We start from the raw sequence: 17598 nt of genomic DNA on the forward strand, positions 1-17598 counted from the left end.
AGGCAACTACAGTACGCGACGTATTAAATTTAACTCTAATTTCTCTGGTTAAATTTTCGTTACATAGTTATAAATTTTCCCGCCCACCTACTTAGAGACTTAGCACTGCTACGTCTCTGCATCCTGATTCATGCTTCAATTCAGCAATGCCCGAATTACGAATTGATCCTAAAAAACCCTAAAGAGGTAGATGAATGCAACTAGAAGATTATTTTGAGTTTATAGACCCAGATGACATCCGTATCAAAGGGCATCGCATTAGTATTGATAATGTGATTCAATATTACTTGCAAGGATATTCACCAGAGCAAATTATAGAGGAATTACCTTCCCTGAATTTGGAGAAAATTTATGCGACGCTTACCTACTACCTGCATAATCGTAGTGAAATAGATGCTTATATGTTGCGGCTAGCAAAGTGGCGAGAACAGCGTTATCAAGAATCATTAGCTAATCCTTCACCTTTGATGCAACGTTTAAGAGCATTAAAGGTGCAACGTGAGCAGGAGTCGCTAAACTCTTGGTGAACGTGTGCTTTCTCCTTGATGAAAATTTGTCGCCCAAGCTGAAGATATCTGTTTTGCGCCTCAATCCAGCAATAGATATTCTGCGCGTAAGCGATGCCGAAGCACCGCCATTAGGTACACTTGACCCAGATATTTTGCGCTAACTGGAATTATCCCAACGAATATTGGTTACAGATAACCGCAAAAGTATGCCCGAACATCTAGAAGAACACTGGAGAGATGGAGGACATATTTGGGGACTAGTTTGCTTGCGTTCCAGTGGGAACCTCAGTATTTGGGCAGAAACAATTTATTTGATTTGAGAAGCGACTGAGGTAGAAGAGTGGATTGATAGATTGGATTGGATTCCATTTTAAAAATTTGGCGTTGCTGAATTGAAACATGAATTTAGAAACCCACTTTTGGTAAGTGGACTCTTCAGCCAAGAATTCCACAGCTTGAAGTGAAAACGAGTAACACAGAAGTTTTCATAGCCGTGGGAGTGTCAAAGAATCTTCCTCATTTTCCACGGTTTATCCAAACGCCTCTGAGTCCAGCTGCTTTAGCTCCGTGATAATCTTCTACAACGCTATCGCCAATATGCCATGCTGCCTCTGGGGAACATTTATGTTTATCTAAAGCAATGGCAAAAATTTGAGGATCGGGTTTAGCTGCACGTACCTGCGTAGAAATAGTAACGGAGGTAAAAAACTCTCTCAATCCCAAACCTTGCAATACTGAGTAAATCCGAGAATCAAAATTGGACAGCACCCCCAAGCTAACTCCCAACCGCCGCCAGTTGATTAAAGCTGGTAAAACATCGGGATAGACAAACCAGGGTTCGGCAGTGCCAAAGTGGATGTAAAGTTCGCTAAAAAAAGCCGAAAAGTCAGAAAATTCCTTAAGAACTCCAGCACTTTCAAAAGTGTTCAGGCCAATTATCCGCCACCAATCAAACTCGCGCTGGGGAATATCTTGCAGTTCTGCATCTGGAAATATCGGCGGCGGCGCTGCTTTAAAGCTTTTGATGAAGGCTGTATTCAATATTTCGGCTGAAACTGTAACGCCAAATTCCTGGGCTATCTGACTATAAACTTCGCCCACACTACCTTTGACATCAAAGAGTGTACCCACAGCATCTAAAAAAATAACTTTCGGTTGTTCCATCAAAGTTTTAAAATTTTGAATGTTGAATGTTAGATTTTGGCTTGTTAAAGAGCTTCTGTGGGTAGAGTCTAGCATCTGCTAAGTAAGTTAGGGAAAATAAAGCAAATCATCGTAAATGCCTTGGTTCTTTACCAATGCCCAATGCTCAATGCCCAATTCCCAACCTTAAAGTTACTTAGAAAGTGTTTCTATGATCGGACGGACTAGCCAATTAAAACCAACTTTGAGTTGATGGTCTAAAGTTGGCAGTCTATATAAGTAAGCAGCACGGCGGGCGACGGATGCCAAGGGGCCATCTAGTTTCATTCCCAAACCAGTGAGAGTGGCGTTGTCTATTCCTAGTGCCATCATTTCTCCTAACTGTTGATAGCGGAAGGGAAGCAGGGGGCGATTGGTCAAACTTGCCCAGATATTCCAAGCAGTATAATCAGCTTGTTGAAAAGCTGCTTGTGCGGTGGCGGGGACTTGCTGTCCTTCAATATCATGACAGTCTGCTAAATCTCCCAAAGCAAAGATTTCTGGATGATCGAGGACTTGTAGATTAGATGTAGTACTGATTTGACCACGCTGGTTTTGCTTGAGAGGAAGAGATTTCACTACGGGCGCAACCCTAGTTCCCACAGTCCAAATTACTAAATCTACAGGAATCGTGTCTAACTGGTTTTTGTACTCTAGGGAGATAGAATTTTGCTCTATTGATTCTACTTTGGTTTCTAAATCAATAAACACGCCACGAGCTTCTATTGCTTTCTTTGCTGCTTCCCGGTTAAACTCTGGGGAAGTTCGCAAAATTTGGTCAGCAATTTCAACGATCCGAAAGCGTCCTTTTTCACCTAGTCTGTCGGCTAACTTACAGGCTAACTCTACACCACTGTAGCCAGCCCCAATAATTGCCACCCGAATTTTATCAGCATCCGATTCTTCTAAAAATCGCAGGCGTTCTTCCAAACGATAGACATCAGAGATTGTACGGAATGGGTAGGCGTAGGATGTTGCACCAGGTACTAAATCTAGTGGTGTCTCACCTCCTAGTGCCAACACTAAGCGATCGTAAGGGATTTCTGGCCCTTCATGTACATTTACCAGTTTCTGGTCGATATCAATTCCAGACACAATCCCTTGATAAAAACGCACCCCTGTGCCTTGTAAAAGTTCTTCAAACGGTGGGGCAATTTCCCAGGTTTGCAGTTCGCCAGTGAGTAATTCGTAAAGTAAAGGAGAGAATAGGAAGCGATCGCTTTGATCCACCAGAACAATTTCGGGTTTTTGCGTAGACTCCCAAGGTAACTGGCTTAAGCGCAAGGCTGTGTAGAGACCACCAAAGCCTCCGCCAAGGATACAAATTCTAGAAGTTTGTTGAGTCATCGTTTCTATCTATGGGACGGTCAATGCTAGCTGGGCAACTAACTTCAGTCTAGTAAGTTAAAGCGGACTTTTCAAAATCCCATAAAGTTTTTGAGACATTAGTCATTAGTCACGGTTATATAACTGGAGATTCGCTATAGTTAACGGTTAACAGGCAACGGCTAAAAGGAGTTAAAGAGATGGAAATTAAGCCAACTGACCCATCGCTAGCACTCATGGAAATTCCCCCTGGCTATCTCAACATTATGGGTTACGTTGATCAGTCAGAAGTTAATGGCCCTGGTTGTCGTGCAGTCATCTGGGTACAAGGTTGTCTGCGTGAGTGTCCTGGCTGCTTTAATACTAACTCTTGGTCTTTTGAAGCTAACCAATTGATTGCTGTTGATACCCTTGCCGAGAATATTCTCAGCAATCCCCACAACACGGGTGTAACGTTCTCTGGTGGAGAACCCTTTTGGCAAGCAACTGCACTAGCGTCTTTAGCTCGTAAAGTAAAAGCTGCTGGGTTAAATGTAATGTCTTTTACTGGGTTCACTCTCAAGCAACTACAGTCTCAATCAGCACCGCCAGGTTCCCAAGCTTTGTTAGAACAACTTGATATTTTGATTGACGGACCTTTTGTACAATCTCTGGCAATTAATTCTCCCAACTCTCCAGTTTCTTCTAGCAATCAACGGGTTCGTGTTTTAAACCCGGCTTTCCAAGACCAGATTACCTGGGCTAGCGATCAGATAGAAATCCACATTCTCAAGGATGGTGGCCGCATTGTTACTGGCTACCAAGGTGGTTTGGAATTGACGTAGTGATGTATTGTGGGCATTGGGAATAGAAAATTAAAACTTAAAAGTTGACCTTCTGAGGCTCGACGTTGACCTTCTGAGGCTCAACGTTCAACTTTTAACTCTCCTTCCCTTGTGGCCAATGTCCAATGCATCTGTGTTTGAGACAGATTATATTAAAAAAAATACATATCTAAATTTGACTAAACCATTTCAGACAATTTTTACTGAACACCGGGTACTTTGGGCTGTTTTACTCCTGAGTGCAGCACTGGTAGTAACGCTAGCGCTGTCGCTTTCTCAAGGAGCAGTAGCTTTAAGTATGTCGGAATTTTGGCAAGCCATACTCCGCGAAGGCGATCCGGTTAAACAGACAATTCTCTGGGATTTGCGTCTCCCACGCATTACTGCTGCTCTGATTGTCGGCGCAGCTTTGGGAATGTCAGGAGCATTACTGCAAGGGATGTTACGCAATAGTCTTGCTGATCCATTTATTTTGGGGATTTCAGCAGGTGCAGGATTAATTGTAATTCTGATGATTGTGTGGCAAATATTCCCGATCGCAATTCCTTTAGCAGCGTGGATGGGAGCAATTTTAACTTCTGCGATCGTTATTTTGCTCGGTCGTGCGGGGTCGGGAATTTCTGTTGAGCGGTTGATTTTAGGCGGAGTGGCGGTAAGTTCTTTATTAGGCGCTGTACAAAGTACGTTGCTGCTTTTAGCTGAAGATGGTCAAATTCAAATTGCGCTCAGTTGGTTGGTTGGTAGCCTTAACGGAAGGGGTTGGCAAGAAATTGCGACAGCTGGCCCTTACATCATCGTTGCATTGCTAGGAGGATGCTTGCTGGCGCGATCGGTAAATGTGCTGGCTTTGGGGGATGATTTGGCTGTGGGTTTGGGGGTTTCGTTGACGCGATCGCGCCTGTTAATTGGTGGTGTCGCCACTTTATTAGCCGCAGGTGCAGTTAGCATCAGTGGCTTGATTGGATTTATTGGTCTTGTTGTCCCTCACGGTGTTCGTCTCATTGTTGGTACAGATCATCGCTTTGTCTTGCCACTTTCCGCCCTTGCAGGTGCATGGTTACTTACTTTTGCAGATTTACTATCTAGACTAGGAGCAGTTGAACTACCAGTAGGCTCTGTCACTGCCTTGCTAGGTTCACCGCTATTTATCTGGTTACTTTATCGTCGTTCTGCTGGGTTTAATAAATTTTGAACTAATATCATGTCATGCTCGCTTAACCATAAAAATTGCTGGTGTATTCAATACAACAGCAACAAGCAGAATGATCAGTTTTGGTTTATTTACCTTATGTATTTTAACATAGATAAGGTCTTTTTTATTTGAGGCAATATCTAAATATAATGTCCGCTTAAAGAGTTATTTTTCTTGTTTCAAGATTTTACAGTTTCATTTTTAAATTAATTTATTTTTACTTGCTTGTAATTATACATTAAATTATTTTAAAATCAATAATTGTGACAAAAATTAATATTTGTTGTTTGCAAAATTAACTTTTGCAGCTTTCACATGTAAGGTAGCGAAAAGTGGATTTTTTAGTGGCATGTTTTAGTAAACTCAATGATACCTGAACCGCCTAACGCCTATCCCCCACTTGCATTTATGCCAATTACCCCCATGATTATTAAGCCGATGGAAATGAGTTTAATAAATGTGGCGGATTCACGAAACCAGATAATACCAATAATAGCAATTAAGACAGTTCCCAATCCAGCCCAGACAGAATAAGCCACACTCACTTCAAGTTTCTTGAGAGCAAAGGTCAAACAAGTAAAACAAAGCCCATAAAAGACCGCTATTAATATAGAAGGGCCTATTTTAGTAAATCCTTGCGATAACTTCATACAAGTTGTGCCTGAAACTTCAAAGAGGATTGCGGCGATAAGGTAAATCCAACTTGTTAACATATATATTATCAGCAGTTTGTGAGTAATCTCTTATTATCTTATCTCTGTGAAATAAAAAAGCTACAACAGAGTTATGATCATTATTCGCGTGAATCTACTAAAAATTTGTAGGATACGCTACGCATTGCAAGCTTTAAGAGGATGTTTGAAAGTTTCCACCCAATATATCGGAGGGATTAAGGGGGATAATAATTCGATTAAAATTACAACATACCACTTTTCAAACATCTTCTAAGAGGATATTTTAATAGTCTTCTTGTCAGTATTAAAATTTTTGGATTACCTAAAGTCACAGCGAAATACTTTTCCAATAACCTTTAATAGCAGGGGTGCGGGTCACAGTTCTAGCAACATTTTAAATAGAATTGCTATATTTTAAGTCTGCTTTTGCCGAACTTACCGAACCCCAATAGTTCAGTTTACCGTACATTTAAAGTAAAGAAATTCTTGGATCGGTAATCATCATTACTCAGGTGATAAAAACCGAATTTACCCTACTCTTATTTTTAAATACCATGAGAACAAAGAAAGGAATCAAATCCTTCAATCCTTAAACAGCAAATATACTGGTTATCCGAAGTAGAGATATGACATTAGTACGTTTGAACCCCTGGCAAGAATTTAACGTAATACAACGCCAAATCAATCGCTTATTTGATGAAGATACTTTGCCAACTGCATTTTTGGATAGAGGCTTATCCAGAGTTCCAGCTGCTGAGTTAAAAGAAACCGAAGATGCAATTTTTCTGTTGCTAGAACTTCCGGGGATTGAAGCTAAAGACTTAGATTTGCAAGTTACAGAAAAAGCTGTTTACCTGAGTGGTGAGCGGAAGTCTGAAGTAAAATCTGAAGATAAAGGTGCGATTAAAAGCGAATTCCACTATGGTAAATTCCAACGTGTAATTCCTTTACCTGCTCGGATTCAAAATACCAATGTTACAGCAAATTACAAAGATGGCATCTTGAACCTGACGCTACCCAAAGCTGAAGAAGAAAAGAATAAAGTTGTCAAAGTTAATCTAGCATGATCTGGCTAATTTCAGCTTTATATCTGCTAGCTATCTATTAAACTAAATTAAAAAACGCTCCCCTTTTGGAGAGCGCTTTTTAGTGTGAATTACTCAGCCTATATAGATTTATAGGAAAGTGCAAAATTTTAAATCTTTTAGAGTGTGTTATCGCCTATGGTAACCTACCATTTGAGATTTTAGGTGTGTTAGGACAAATGTCCTAACACAACGGCAGTTATGATGGGTGGCTTCCACCGCTCATCCTGCTTCCCCTACTAAACTTGCTCTTTATTAAATCCACATTTCTTAGTTAAGCTCTTCTTCTTGATGGGTTTGGATGACGCAATCAGAAGTGGGCCTGGCAACGCAGGTGAGGACAAATCCCGCGTCCATTTGATCGTTGTCTAAGAAGTTCTGATCTGATTGGTCAACTGTACCTGAAATCAGCTTTCCGGTGCAGGTAGAGCAAGAACCAGCGTTACAGGAATAAGGCAAGTCAAGCTCGTATTCCTCGTTAGCGATCTCTAAGATGTAGTCATCATCAGGAACGTCAATTACTTGTTCGCCGTCTGGGGTCTTTAATGTAACTTTATAAGTTGCCATGTAACAATCCCTAACTCATATAAACTCCATATTCGATACTACGGGTTTATGTGCTGCTAGTCTAGAGTTAAATGTGGTTGATTTATTTACATCCTTAAGCGCTTAATGAGAATTGGAAGTGAGAGTAAAAAATTCTGCGATCGCTTCAGCAAATCCCTCAAATGAACTATAATCCTTAGCCACGATGGAAACATTCACACCCAATTTTCGCGCATTAGCAGTTGTATAAGGGCCAAAACATGCAATTATACAGCCCTCATAATCGCTTTGGGAGTTGACCATTGTTAAAAAGCTTTCTACTTCCGCCGTGCTACTAAAGGCAATTACATCGATTATTCCTTGACGAATCAGATTTAATTCAACACTGTAGATACTTGTGTTTAAGCCCTGTGTAATATATGTGGGTACGCGAGTTACTTCTATACCCAATTGCTGCAAATCTGTAATCAAATTGGGTACAACATCAGGCTCAGGCAAACCAACAACTTCTGGAGCCGGGATCAGCACTTTTTTCTTGTTAATTTGCGGGAGTTTCGCTAATTCAGCCACAATTCCGGCTGGGCTAGATTCTGTGGGAATTAAATCTATTTTGTTACAAAAAGATAATAAACTTTCTGCGTCTTTTCCTAAAGCACATAATTGACATTTTTGCACCACAGATACAGGAATATTTAAATCAGTCATTCGGTGAAAAAATGCAGTGATGCCATTTCTACTTGTGAAGATAATCCAATCAAATTCACTTATGTGGTTAAGAGCAGTATCTAACTTAGCATAGTTTGATAAATAGCAGGTTTCGATCGTAGGCATGAAAACAGGTAAACCACCTTTTCTGATGATTTGTTCAGATAACCTATAAGCATAATTTCTCGGTGCTGTGACTAAAATTCTCTTGCCATATAGAGGTAATTCTCTAGATGGAGTCAGCAGGTTGATTTCTCTTGATTGGGTGTGCATTTGTTTATTGTTTATCTGCCATTTCATTGCTATTCAAGCTTAGAATGCAATACGCTTAGTGTTTGTGATATTTTGCCGACATTTCTGTAATAGTCAAAGTGTCGTGTTGACCCATATTCCGCCTGGGAATAAATTCCAAGGCTAATAGCTCAAGTCCACTCAAGCGGACTGAGATTTTCCCTTTCACGAAGGATAGCCACGCACATGGCTTCAAATCTTGTATATCAATCCGATTTAATTTTTGAATTTCTTTGGGTAGGTACAGACGCGATTAATCGTGTCTGTACTAGAAAGTACTTTGATTTTTGACTTTTGACTTCCCCAAAGGGGCTACTAGCCATTTTTCTAGGATGAATTCTCCCCATTTTTCCGATGTCATCTGGGTTGATAAAACGGGACGATATGAACATCTAAGAAAGTTGGCACAAAAATCTTATGTCTTCATTACTGGCTTTATCCAACAGTTTAGCTGATACCGTAGAACAAGCTGGAAGTGCTGTGGTTGCTGTAAATGCTGGTAATCGTGTTTCCCCAAGTGGCATTCACTGGCGTAATGGCATCATTGTTACCTCTGATGAGTCGCTCCAGCGCTATGACGACATCACCATCACTTTATCAAATGGTAGTACTGCACCAGTAACACTCATCGGTCATGACTCAAGCACTGATATCGCTGTTTTTAAGCTAGAAAATCTAGAAATACCTGTAGCAAAAGTTGGCGATGCCAAAACGCTCAAAGTTGGTCATCTGGTACTAGGACTGGCAAGAGGTAGCGAAGGTGATTTAAGGGCGGCGATGGGTGCGGTAAGTATGGTTAGCGGTGCTTGGCGGAGTATGAATGGCGGAAATATTGACCAATTCATCCGCCCAGACATCACCCTTTACTCTGGCTTTGCAGGCGGGCCGCTTGTAGATGCTGCTGGTTTTGTTGTAGGCATGAATACATCAGGGCGGCGTGGTACTGCTCTAACTATTCCCACTGCTACAATCGATCGCGTGGTTGACCAATTAGTAGCAAAAGGACGCATTTCAAAAGGTTACTTGGGTGTGGGAATGCAACCTGTACGCTTACCTAAGAACCTGAAAACTGCTCTCAATTTAACTTCTGCAACTGGGGTAATTGTCGTTAATGTTGAGTCTTCCGGGCCTGCTGACAATGCAGGTGTGTTGCTTGGCGATGTTTTGGTAACGTTTGATGGCGTAACTGTGGGCGATACAGGTGATGTACTAGCGCTGCTCAATAGTAGCGATCGCATTGGTAAAACTGTCAACCTGCAAGTTGTCCGGGGTGGAGTGTTAGTTGAGTTAGCGATCGCAGTTGGCGAACGGCCTACTAAGGAAGAATAATCCAATTTGGGATGGGTTTAACTAGCTGTGTCAAGATTTATCTAAATTTTCTATTCATTCGAGCCTCTGAACTCGGAACTTCCACCTTTTTGCTCGGACGTTGAGCCTCTGAACTCGGAACTTCCACCTTTTTGCTCGGACGTTGAGCCTCTGAACTCGGAACTTCCACCTTTTTGCTCGGACGTTGAGCTTCTGAACTCGGAACTTCCACCTTTTTGCTCGGATGTTGAGCCTCTGAACTCGGAACTTCCACCTTTTTGCTCGGATGTTGAGCCTCTGAACTCGGAACTTCCACCTTTTTGCTCGGACGTTGAGCTTCTGAACTCGGAACTTCCACCTTTTTACTCGGACGTTGAGCTTCTGAACTCGAAACTTCCACCTTTTTGCTCGAACGTTGAGCCTCTGAACTCGAAACTTCCACCTTTTTACTCGAACGTTGAGCCTCTGAACTCGGAACTGTCAGAATTTTCTTTCTAAAGTTGGGTTGATTGATATCTTGTAGCATTCTCAATTATCCCAACCCGACTAAAAACTATTGTCAGCCAACAGATTCTATTTTGATATGAGAAAAAATTGTATAACATCATGTCCGCTTGATTACTTATTAAACCGAAGAACCCCACCCCGCCAAAGCTGCGCTTTGTCTCCCCTCCTCGCAGGCGGGGAGGGGTGCAATGACTATGGAATCATAACTAATTACCCAAACACGATCTAACATGGCAAACACAACATTAACTAACATCGCTGCTGAATTAACAGAGGTAGCTGCTAAACTACGCGATTGCACTGTCAAAGTGAAAAGCGGCTCTCTGGGAGTCGGTTCTGGTGTAATTTGGCAATCTGACGGACTAATTATTACTAATGCTCATGTTGCAACCAGCAACCGTGCAACTGTGGAATTGGCAGATGGAAGGGTATTTGATGCAGTGCGTACACAATTTGATCCACAGCAGGATTTAGCAGCCCTAAAAATTGTCGCCACTAATTTAACTGCTGCAACTATTGGTAATTCTGAGGTGCTACGAGTGGGTGAATTAGTCTTAGCGGTGGGTAATCCCTTTGCTGACAGTGGTGCTGTGACAACTGGAATTATCTATGCAAATAATCCACGGGCTGTTATGGCTGATTTGCAGCTATATCCTGGAAACTCTGGGGGGCCACTTGCCGATTGTCAAGGCCGAGTCGTGGGAATTAATACGATGATTGTTAATGGTTTAGCTGTGGCAGTTCCCAGCAATACCGTTGAGCGTTTCTTACAGGGAAATAGTCGTCCGCAACTGGGAGTTACACTGCAACCTGTGCTTTTAAGTAGGCGTAGCTTGGGTTTATTGGTGTTGTCAATCTTACCTAACAGTGCAGCAGAAATTGCTGGTGTACAAATCGGCGATGTTTTAATTGGAGTTTCGGGGCGATTATTTACTAGCATGAATGATTTAACTAAATATCTCCATGAGAGTAAAGGTTCTGTGCCGCTACAACTCCTACGCAGTGGGAAGCAATTCGTAATTTATGTTGACGTGCAGTCTGGTAAAACTGCTGTGGAGGCGACATGATCCGAGTGATGGTAGTTGCCACTTCCCCTGTTGTGCGGGCAGGGTTATCAGCTGTGGTAACTACCAATCCGCGGCTAATGGTTGTGGGAAGTGCATCCGATTTGGATGTATTGGCTAGGGAAGTTGGGCAATTACAACCAGATGTGGTGCTGGTAGATTTGAGTGGAAATCTTCAACAATCGGTGTGGGAAAAATTGCTGGTTATTCAAGAACAACAATATCCATTAGGAATGATCGTCATTGTTGAGGAACTTGACAGCATTGATTTAGAGACGGGGTTACGTTCTGGTATTCGGGGGATATTGCCCAGTACTAGCACAGAGTCAGAAATTGTTGCTGCTGTGGAGGCGATCGCTTTTGGTTTGGTGGTGCTGCACCCGGATGCTATAGAATTACTGTCTATCCGGGAAAAAGTGGTGGCAAATCCCATACAAACCTTGACACCACGCGAGATAGAGGTTTTAGGTATGCTTGGTTCTGGGTTGGGGAATAAAGCGATCGCTAAAAGCTTACACATTTCGGAGCATACCGTCAAATTTCATCTCTCATCCATTTTTCAAAAGCTCAGTGTCTCCAGCCGCACCGAGGCTGTTGCTGTGGGTGTCAGATTGGGTTTGATTATGCTGTGATTTGTAGTCATTATCATCGGACTTACGCACTCAGATTCTCCAACTCCCTTAAAAAGTAGGGCTATTTCGTTCTAGAAATGAAACCGCCCAGAACTGAAGTTCTTTGGCTTTTAGCTAAAGTCCGTTTTAACGGACTATAACCTTTTCTCAGTCGTATTTAGACGAATTTCGCTATTAGACTCAGAATTCATTCTGAGGCGGACTAGATGAGAATGAAATAGCCCTGCCTTAAAAAGGGGAACATTTTTAAAGGAGGCTACTAATGACATACAGCCTCCAATGAGGTGATGGTATATGTATCACATTTGATGCATGACTATGAACATTTTAATGCTCTCTTCCACCTTTCCCTACCCACCAACGCGCGGGGGAACCCAAGTCAGGACATTTAACTTACTTAAATACCTCAGTCAACGCCATAGTATTACCCTGGCGACTCAACGCGAGGGTGATGTTACAGACGCAGAAGTAGCAGGATTACGCGATTGTGTGGATCATCTAGCCATTTTTGAACGCCCGCCAGATTCTCAAACTACCGGAATATTGAAGAAAATACAGCGATTTGGTAAATTTTTGCAACAGGGAACACCACCAAGCGTACTTAATCGCTACTCAGTTGAGATGCAAACATGGATTAATAACTGGGTGGAAGCAGGAAAATGTGATGTAATTACCTGCGAACATAGCGTCAATGAAATTTATGTGCGATCGCATTTTCCCAAACAAGTAAAAACTATAGTTAATATTCATAGTTCAGTTTACGCTACTTGTCGAAACCAATTAGCAACAGGAATTTCAGAAAATTCATTCAGAGACAAAATTAATCTGCCACTTTTGCGGCGTTATGAGCAAAACTACTGTGCTAAATTTTCAGCAATTGTTGCGACAACAGAAGAAGATAAAATTCAACTACAAGAGTTTAATCCCAATAGTGAAATTACAGTTATTCCTAATGGCGTAGATTTAGTTTCTTTCCCCAACCGTACCACCGATCCAGGTGGACACCGTTTAATTTTTATCGGTGCAATGGATAATTTAGCAAACATTGATGCTGTCTGCTTTTTCAGCAACGAAGTTTTGCCAGAAATCCAAAAATTGTATCCTGATGCAACTTTTGATATAGTCGGTTCTCATCCGGTGTCAGAAGTTTTAGCACTTGCTCAAAAACCAGGAATTAATGTAATTGGACGTGTGCCTTCGATGGTAGAGTACTTACATCAATCTACCATTTGCGTTGTCTCCATGCGGACTGGGTTTGGCATTAAAAATAAAACTTTAGAGGCAATGGCAGCTGGTGTACCGATAGTAGCTAGCGATCGCGGCTTAGAAGGATTAGCCGTAGATGCTGCTAGTCATCCATTACGGGCATTACGAGCAAATAAATCCGCAGAGTACATCACCGCTATTAGTCAACTATTTGAAGATCCACATCTGCGTTCAGAATTGTCTCACAACGGCAGACAACTAGTAGAAACAGAATTCACTTGGGATATTGCTGGTAAAAGTTATGAACAAGTGTGTCTTAAAAGAGATTAATACTAATTTGTAATTAGCTACTTTAACGTAATTAGCACACACATAAAAATGCTTAATTTAATAGAGATCCCACCACTAGCTTCTAGATAAATTCTAATTGTGCTTTTTTGTCGGTGTGGGAGAGATATGTGGAGAGACGTTGCAATACAATGTTTCTACATCGGCTGTACAAATTATCTTATCTAAGTTGGATTGGTTCAAGGTTAGCCTGTAAAGAAACACATCAATTATTGTCGTATTTAGTTGAAGCACCTAACACAAGTAATTTCTTATGCTTACATTTCTTTTTATTTTTGAGAGTAGTTAAATAATTATCAACGTAGCGAAAAGCAGCTGCACCATCGTAATCAGCAATGGCTATCGCTTGTAAGAAAACCTTTGAAGGAATTTCAAACCCTAAAAATTTTTCTGTTAAAATTAACAAATCTTTATCTGTGGCAGGAAAAGTAGTTTCTTCTACCTCTTCTGGATCGGAAAATATATCTTCAATTAATGCTTTATACATTTTGTACCTCCCCAAAAGCATAAGACGCAAAGCCTGTGATAAAATTTAGTTGCTGATCGCGAGTTTGTAAATTGAGTGGGAGTTCACTACCAGTACATCCTATCTCCCGCAAAATTTCCAAACAATAAGCACTGAGTTGAGTGGATGGAGCAAGCTCCAATTCATGAGCTACTTCTAGAGCCATCTCCAGATTGACTTGGATAACCGTCTTTACAGGGTTGGTCATAAACACGCCCTAATAAACTGGATGCTCTAAGTTTTGATCACAAGTTCAAATAGCGTAACGGTGTTTTTGCGGATTTTATGAAGAGGCGAAAATAAAGTATCAGCGCATTTGCGGTAATGTATCTGAAATTATGCAAATAAGTCTGAGATGCGATCGCTGTTTGCGTAAAAGACGTTGAAGTACCCTTTAAATAGTATTGCTACATGAACTTGTTCTAAATAATACAGCTTCTGATTCACGTACTGTACAAATACATCGTAATCTGAATTGATGATGCATAGGTCGTTTCAGGCTTTTCTTAATTATCTTACCTGCGGCTGTACCCTTACGAAAAATGTAGTTTTTAACCTTATTCATATTTAGTATTTCTTGTCAATGGGTAAATTTTAAAGCGATCGCTCACTAAAATTAAATATGAATACTTCAAAAATAATAAGCCGTACAAAATAAATGCCAATTAGATTTTTTTAATTATCTTTTGGCGATACCTATCGAAGATTATGCCCAAACAATTAACAAAGAGTGATTAGCAAAAGGCTGAAACGACTTGTTGGCTTTATGCACAAAATATTATTTTTGTAAATAACATAAGTCAGAATGTTATTACTTCTCAATATTTCCGACACAATAATGAATTTTTGAGAAACCTGAATCCTTATACATCTTTCGTTAATCGGATATATAAAACAACATTAATTATCTTCAAGATAACTTCATCAGAAATTTATAATTCCATGCCTTGTATTATGCAAGTATTACAACGATCAAATGTATTTGCTCTAAAAAATTAGAAAGGTATATATTATGTCCATTATTGTTGGAACTCCTAACGATGCTTTTTTGTCCATCGCTAATACTGACAATCAGATTTTTGTTAATACAGGCAATGTCAATGTCTCCCTTGGCCTGGGAAATGATGTAATCGATAGTGGAGATGGCAATGACAAGTTGACTGGAAATAAGGTAGATACTACGTCCACTATTGTTGGAACTCCTAACAATGATTTTTTGTCGGGCACTGATGGTAACGATCAAATTTCTGGTCGTGGAGGCAATGACAATATCTCCGGTGGTCTAGGAAATGATGTAATCGATGGTGGAAATGGCAATGACCTAATTGACGGTGGTGCAGGTAATGACACATTAATAGGCGGTGCAGGCAATGACACATTAATAGGCGGTACAGGCGATGACACCTTCAAGGGCAGTCGGGGTAACGACAGCATCAATGGAGGAGATGGTTTTGATAAAGCAGACTACAGCAAACTAGGTAAAGCCATCACCCTCTCAGGTGTAGGGACAATTACCAAAGCTGGTGGGTTTGGAACAGACCAACTCTTTAAAGTAGATAAGGTGATTGCTGACGCTGGTGTTTCCAATAACACCATAGATGCGTCTGAATCTTTGCCTGGGGTATCTGCCACCGCTAACCTAGAAGCCCAAACTATCTCTGCCAATAACGTTCCTGGTTTGGGAACATTAACCTTCAATGTAGTCAACTTTGACAATGTTATCGGTACAAATGAGGCTGACAGCATTACTGGCGATAAGCAAAATAACCGATTAGTCGGTAATGCTGGCAATGACACTATCTCCGGTGGCTTGGGTAATGACACCATCATCGGTGGAGAAGGTAACGATATTCTCACAGGTGGCTTAGGTGCAGATAAGTTTATCTTCAACAGCCTCAAAGACGGTATTGACACCATCAAAGATTATAACTTTGGTCAGAGGGATCTAATTGAAGTTTCTAAAGTAGGGTTTGGTACTACTAAAAGTAGTGACTTTTCTTATGACAGTTCTACCGGTAACTTGTCTTTTTTAGGAAATCAATTTGCCTTTGTTGAAAATCTCTCAGCCAATTTGAGTATTAAGTTGGTATAAAATTACTAAAATTCATAACTCAATGACAAGTTAAAAGTTTTGTTGCAAAAAAAGAGGTTGGGCTGATAAAAATATGAATTGTATCAGTTCTGGCTAGCTAGCCCTCAAAAAGTTTTTGCAACATAATCATTGAACAGGGCAGTTGCTTTAACTCTTTCGACTAGAGTAACGCACTGCCTCTCCTAGATGTTGAATTATTCCATTTTAATGATATTATTCTACAAAAATTAGGAGAAAACCTTGTGGCATTTACGATACATCAATTCTTCAAGTTATCTGTTAAATATTTACCAGTAATTACACTAATAATAACGGTTCTCCCATTACCAGTTAAAGCAGCTACATTTTTAGTAAATGAACGCGCTCTTTTAGGAGGTAACGATCAAGTTGATTGGGGAAGTTTAGGTAAAGTATTCAATCCCTCTGCGCCTGACTTTTCTGTTTTTTTACCTAACTCTTTTTCAGTAACATCCCAAGGTGGTTTAGGCTTAGATGTAAATATAACTCCAGCTAAAAATCCTCAGATTACTCCACCGTTTATCTTTCAAACGTTACCTCCACCTGGCATTCGGACTAACTTCGCTCAAGGAGATTTTATTCTCTTTGGAGGTATAAACCCAGCAGGTTTTCAACCTCTTCCTCCTGGTTCTTCCGATCCTCGGACTCAGGGCAACGGAGAACCTTTGAGCATTAGTTTTGCCCAGCCAGTTTATGGCGCTGGTACTCAGATAGCTGTAGATATTAGTAATTTAGAAGTTGAAACTTTTATCAACGCTTTTGATAGCAGCAATAACTTGTTGGGTAGTTTCTCAGTTCCCAGTACTTCGTCGCTAGCATTAGATAACTCGGCAGTATTCTTGGGGGTTCGTAGTGACACTGCCAACATCTCACGACTCGTTTTTAGCAGTTCTGCTCCACAATACGCCTTGGCTATTAATCAGGTAAGTATTGTTGCAGCTCCTGAACCAAATTTGACCTTAGCAATATTAGTTTTTGGTATTTCAGGTGTTGTTTTAAAACTACGCCAACGCCATTGGTTAAATAATTCCTAATTCGTAATACTCGCCTCCAGTGATAAGCAAGTTAGGTAATTTTTAATTGAAAAGGGTATAGCAGCCCCTACCAAAATCTTTGATTGAGTGGTCTGGAAAATGCTATCTACAAGAGGTTCTAGCTAGCAAGATCCTTATAGGGCTATGCAAACTCGCTTTCTCGCGTCGTTATCAGTGATGAATCCTCAGCCAAAACATTTCTGAATAAGAAATTACCAGATCAGTTAAAACAGCCCTTTTTCCAGTAGAATACAGTTTGCTTAAGGGAAAAGGGTAACTTTAAACATGCACCCCTTTTCTCAGATCACACTCTTAGGTGAAGAGTGCTTATCTGAACCGTATTGTCAATAGAGAATGAGAACTAATTTAATCGGGATATTAGATAATTTATTTCCGGAAATCGCCTAACAGTGATTGTAGTTAACAATTACGTAGCTTGTTTCTCGCCGAAGGCGAGTATTATTATCAATAAGAAATTATTTCGATGCTGTGGAAGCGTCGAAATAATTTCTCATTGAATAAGCTTAATTTTTTGGAAATACTTAAACTT

The 17598-nt window shown here is 40.7% G+C and carries 20 protein-coding genes; 12 read left to right on the top strand and 8 right to left on the bottom strand.

Translation table 11 applies throughout. The annotated features are described in order from the left end of the window. The first annotated feature begins 194 nt into the window (after positions 1-194). Genes V7K25_RS04885 through V7K25_RS04895 form a run of 3 tightly spaced genes read left to right on the top strand, consistent with a single transcriptional unit; the run spans position 195 to position 829 of the window. Positions 195-527 carry a DUF433 domain-containing protein gene (locus V7K25_RS04885; RefSeq protein WP_335155594.1) on the top strand — a complete coding sequence of 111 codons (333 nt, stop codon included), beginning with the start codon at positions 195-197 and terminating at the stop codon, positions 525-527. Further along, on the top strand, positions 524-670 hold the full coding sequence (locus tag V7K25_RS04890; protein ID WP_335155595.1) for a hypothetical protein: 147 nt from the start codon (positions 524-526) through the stop codon (positions 668-670). Before V7K25_RS04885 ends, V7K25_RS04890 begins: the two co-directional genes overlap by 4 nt. Positions 671-691: 21 nt before the next feature. Beyond that, positions 692-829 (top strand): hypothetical protein, encoded by a 138-nt coding sequence (locus V7K25_RS04895; RefSeq protein ID WP_335155597.1) that lies wholly within the window; start codon positions 692-694, stop codon positions 827-829. Positions 830-1025: 196 nt separating this feature from the next. On the opposite strand, the gene V7K25_RS04900 is transcribed toward V7K25_RS04895, so the two are convergent. Together V7K25_RS04900 and V7K25_RS04905 are read right to left on the bottom strand one after the other, a co-directional pair. Then, positions 1026-1673 carry an HAD-IA family hydrolase gene (locus tag V7K25_RS04900; protein ID WP_335155599.1) on the bottom strand — a complete coding sequence of 216 codons (648 nt, stop codon included), beginning with the start codon at positions 1671-1673 and terminating at the stop codon, positions 1026-1028. 171 nt (positions 1674-1844) lie between these two features. Continuing rightward, a complete protein-coding gene (locus V7K25_RS04905; protein ID WP_335155601.1) occupies positions 1845-3038 on the bottom strand; it encodes an NAD(P)/FAD-dependent oxidoreductase in 1194 nt (397 codons plus the stop codon). Positions 3039-3217: 179 nt separating this feature from the next. Between V7K25_RS04905 and V7K25_RS04910 the strand changes: the two genes are divergently transcribed. Together V7K25_RS04910 and V7K25_RS04915 are read left to right on the top strand one after the other, a co-directional pair. Continuing rightward, complete coding sequence (locus V7K25_RS04910; RefSeq protein ID WP_100897035.1) at positions 3218-3841, top strand: 4Fe-4S single cluster domain-containing protein; 624 nt, start codon at positions 3218-3220, stop codon at positions 3839-3841. 175 nt (positions 3842-4016) lie between these two features. Then, complete coding sequence (locus tag V7K25_RS04915) at positions 4017-5033, top strand: FecCD family ABC transporter permease (protein ID WP_335155604.1); 1017 nt, start codon at positions 4017-4019, stop codon at positions 5031-5033. Between the two features lie 389 nt (positions 5034-5422). Here the strand turns inward: V7K25_RS04915 and V7K25_RS04920 are convergent, their stop codons facing one another. Further along, positions 5423-5746, bottom strand: coding sequence for a DMT family transporter (locus V7K25_RS04920; RefSeq protein ID WP_335155606.1), 324 nt, complete (start codon positions 5744-5746; stop codon positions 5423-5425). Positions 5747-6333: 587 nt separating this feature from the next. Here V7K25_RS04920 and V7K25_RS04925 point away from each other — a divergent pair. Next, a complete protein-coding gene (locus tag V7K25_RS04925) occupies positions 6334-6774 on the top strand; it encodes an Hsp20/alpha crystallin family protein (RefSeq protein WP_335155608.1) in 441 nt (146 codons plus the stop codon). A 288-nt stretch (positions 6775-7062) separates the two neighbouring features. On the opposite strand, the gene V7K25_RS04930 is transcribed toward V7K25_RS04925, so the two are convergent. Both V7K25_RS04930 and V7K25_RS04935 read right to left on the bottom strand, forming a co-directional pair. After that, positions 7063-7359: a ferredoxin gene (locus V7K25_RS04930; RefSeq protein WP_335155610.1), complete on the bottom strand. Its 297-nt coding sequence runs from the start codon at positions 7357-7359 to the stop codon at positions 7063-7065. Between the two features lie 102 nt (positions 7360-7461). Then, on the bottom strand, positions 7462-8316 hold the full coding sequence (locus tag V7K25_RS04935) for a uroporphyrinogen-III synthase (RefSeq protein WP_335155612.1): 855 nt from the start codon (positions 8314-8316) through the stop codon (positions 7462-7464). Between the two features lie 435 nt (positions 8317-8751). Between V7K25_RS04935 and V7K25_RS04940 the strand changes: the two genes are divergently transcribed. Continuing rightward, entirely contained in the window at positions 8752-9663 is a 912-nt protein-coding gene (locus V7K25_RS04940) for a S1C family serine protease (protein ID WP_335155614.1), read from the top strand. Between the two features lie 37 nt (positions 9664-9700). Here V7K25_RS04940 and V7K25_RS04945 read toward each other — a convergent pair whose 3' ends face one another. Next, a complete protein-coding gene (locus V7K25_RS04945) occupies positions 9701-10168 on the bottom strand; it encodes a hypothetical protein (RefSeq protein ID WP_335155616.1) in 468 nt (155 codons plus the stop codon). A 211-nt stretch (positions 10169-10379) separates the two neighbouring features. Between V7K25_RS04945 and V7K25_RS04950 the strand changes: the two genes are divergently transcribed. The 3 genes from V7K25_RS04950 to V7K25_RS04960 all read left to right on the top strand — a co-directional run bounded on the left by V7K25_RS04950 (position 10380) and on the right by V7K25_RS04960 (position 13381). After that, on the top strand, positions 10380-11216 hold the full coding sequence (locus V7K25_RS04950) for a S1C family serine protease (RefSeq protein ID WP_335155618.1): 837 nt from the start codon (positions 10380-10382) through the stop codon (positions 11214-11216). Further along, positions 11213-11845, top strand: coding sequence for a response regulator transcription factor (locus tag V7K25_RS04955; RefSeq protein ID WP_335155620.1), 633 nt, complete (start codon positions 11213-11215; stop codon positions 11843-11845). The genes V7K25_RS04950 and V7K25_RS04955 overlap by 4 nt, the downstream gene beginning before the upstream one ends. A 318-nt stretch (positions 11846-12163) precedes the next feature. Continuing rightward, positions 12164-13381: a glycosyltransferase family 4 protein gene (locus V7K25_RS04960; RefSeq protein ID WP_335155648.1), complete on the top strand. Its 1218-nt coding sequence runs from the start codon at positions 12164-12166 to the stop codon at positions 13379-13381. Between the two features lie 223 nt (positions 13382-13604). Here the strand turns inward: V7K25_RS04960 and V7K25_RS04965 are convergent, their stop codons facing one another. Together V7K25_RS04965 and V7K25_RS04970 are read right to left on the bottom strand one after the other, a co-directional pair. Continuing rightward, positions 13605-13886, bottom strand: coding sequence for a hypothetical protein (locus V7K25_RS04965; RefSeq protein WP_335155622.1), 282 nt, complete (start codon positions 13884-13886; stop codon positions 13605-13607). Continuing rightward, a complete protein-coding gene (locus tag V7K25_RS04970) occupies positions 13879-14112 on the bottom strand; it encodes a hypothetical protein (protein WP_335155624.1) in 234 nt (77 codons plus the stop codon). The genes V7K25_RS04965 and V7K25_RS04970 overlap by 8 nt, the downstream gene beginning before the upstream one ends. An 804-nt stretch (positions 14113-14916) precedes the next feature. Here V7K25_RS04970 and V7K25_RS04975 point away from each other — a divergent pair. Together V7K25_RS04975 and V7K25_RS04980 are read left to right on the top strand one after the other, a co-directional pair. Next, positions 14917-15996 carry a calcium-binding protein gene (locus tag V7K25_RS04975; protein WP_335155626.1) on the top strand — a complete coding sequence of 360 codons (1080 nt, stop codon included), beginning with the start codon at positions 14917-14919 and terminating at the stop codon, positions 15994-15996. 242 nt (positions 15997-16238) lie between these two features. Further along, complete coding sequence (locus V7K25_RS04980) at positions 16239-17048, top strand: hypothetical protein (RefSeq protein ID WP_335155628.1); 810 nt, start codon at positions 16239-16241, stop codon at positions 17046-17048. Positions 17049-17598: the final 550 nt, after the last annotated feature.

It is taken from the genome of Nostoc sp., from assembly GCF_036919495.1.
Taxonomy (GTDB): Bacteria; Cyanobacteriota; Cyanobacteriia; order Cyanobacteriales; family Nostocaceae; genus Nostoc.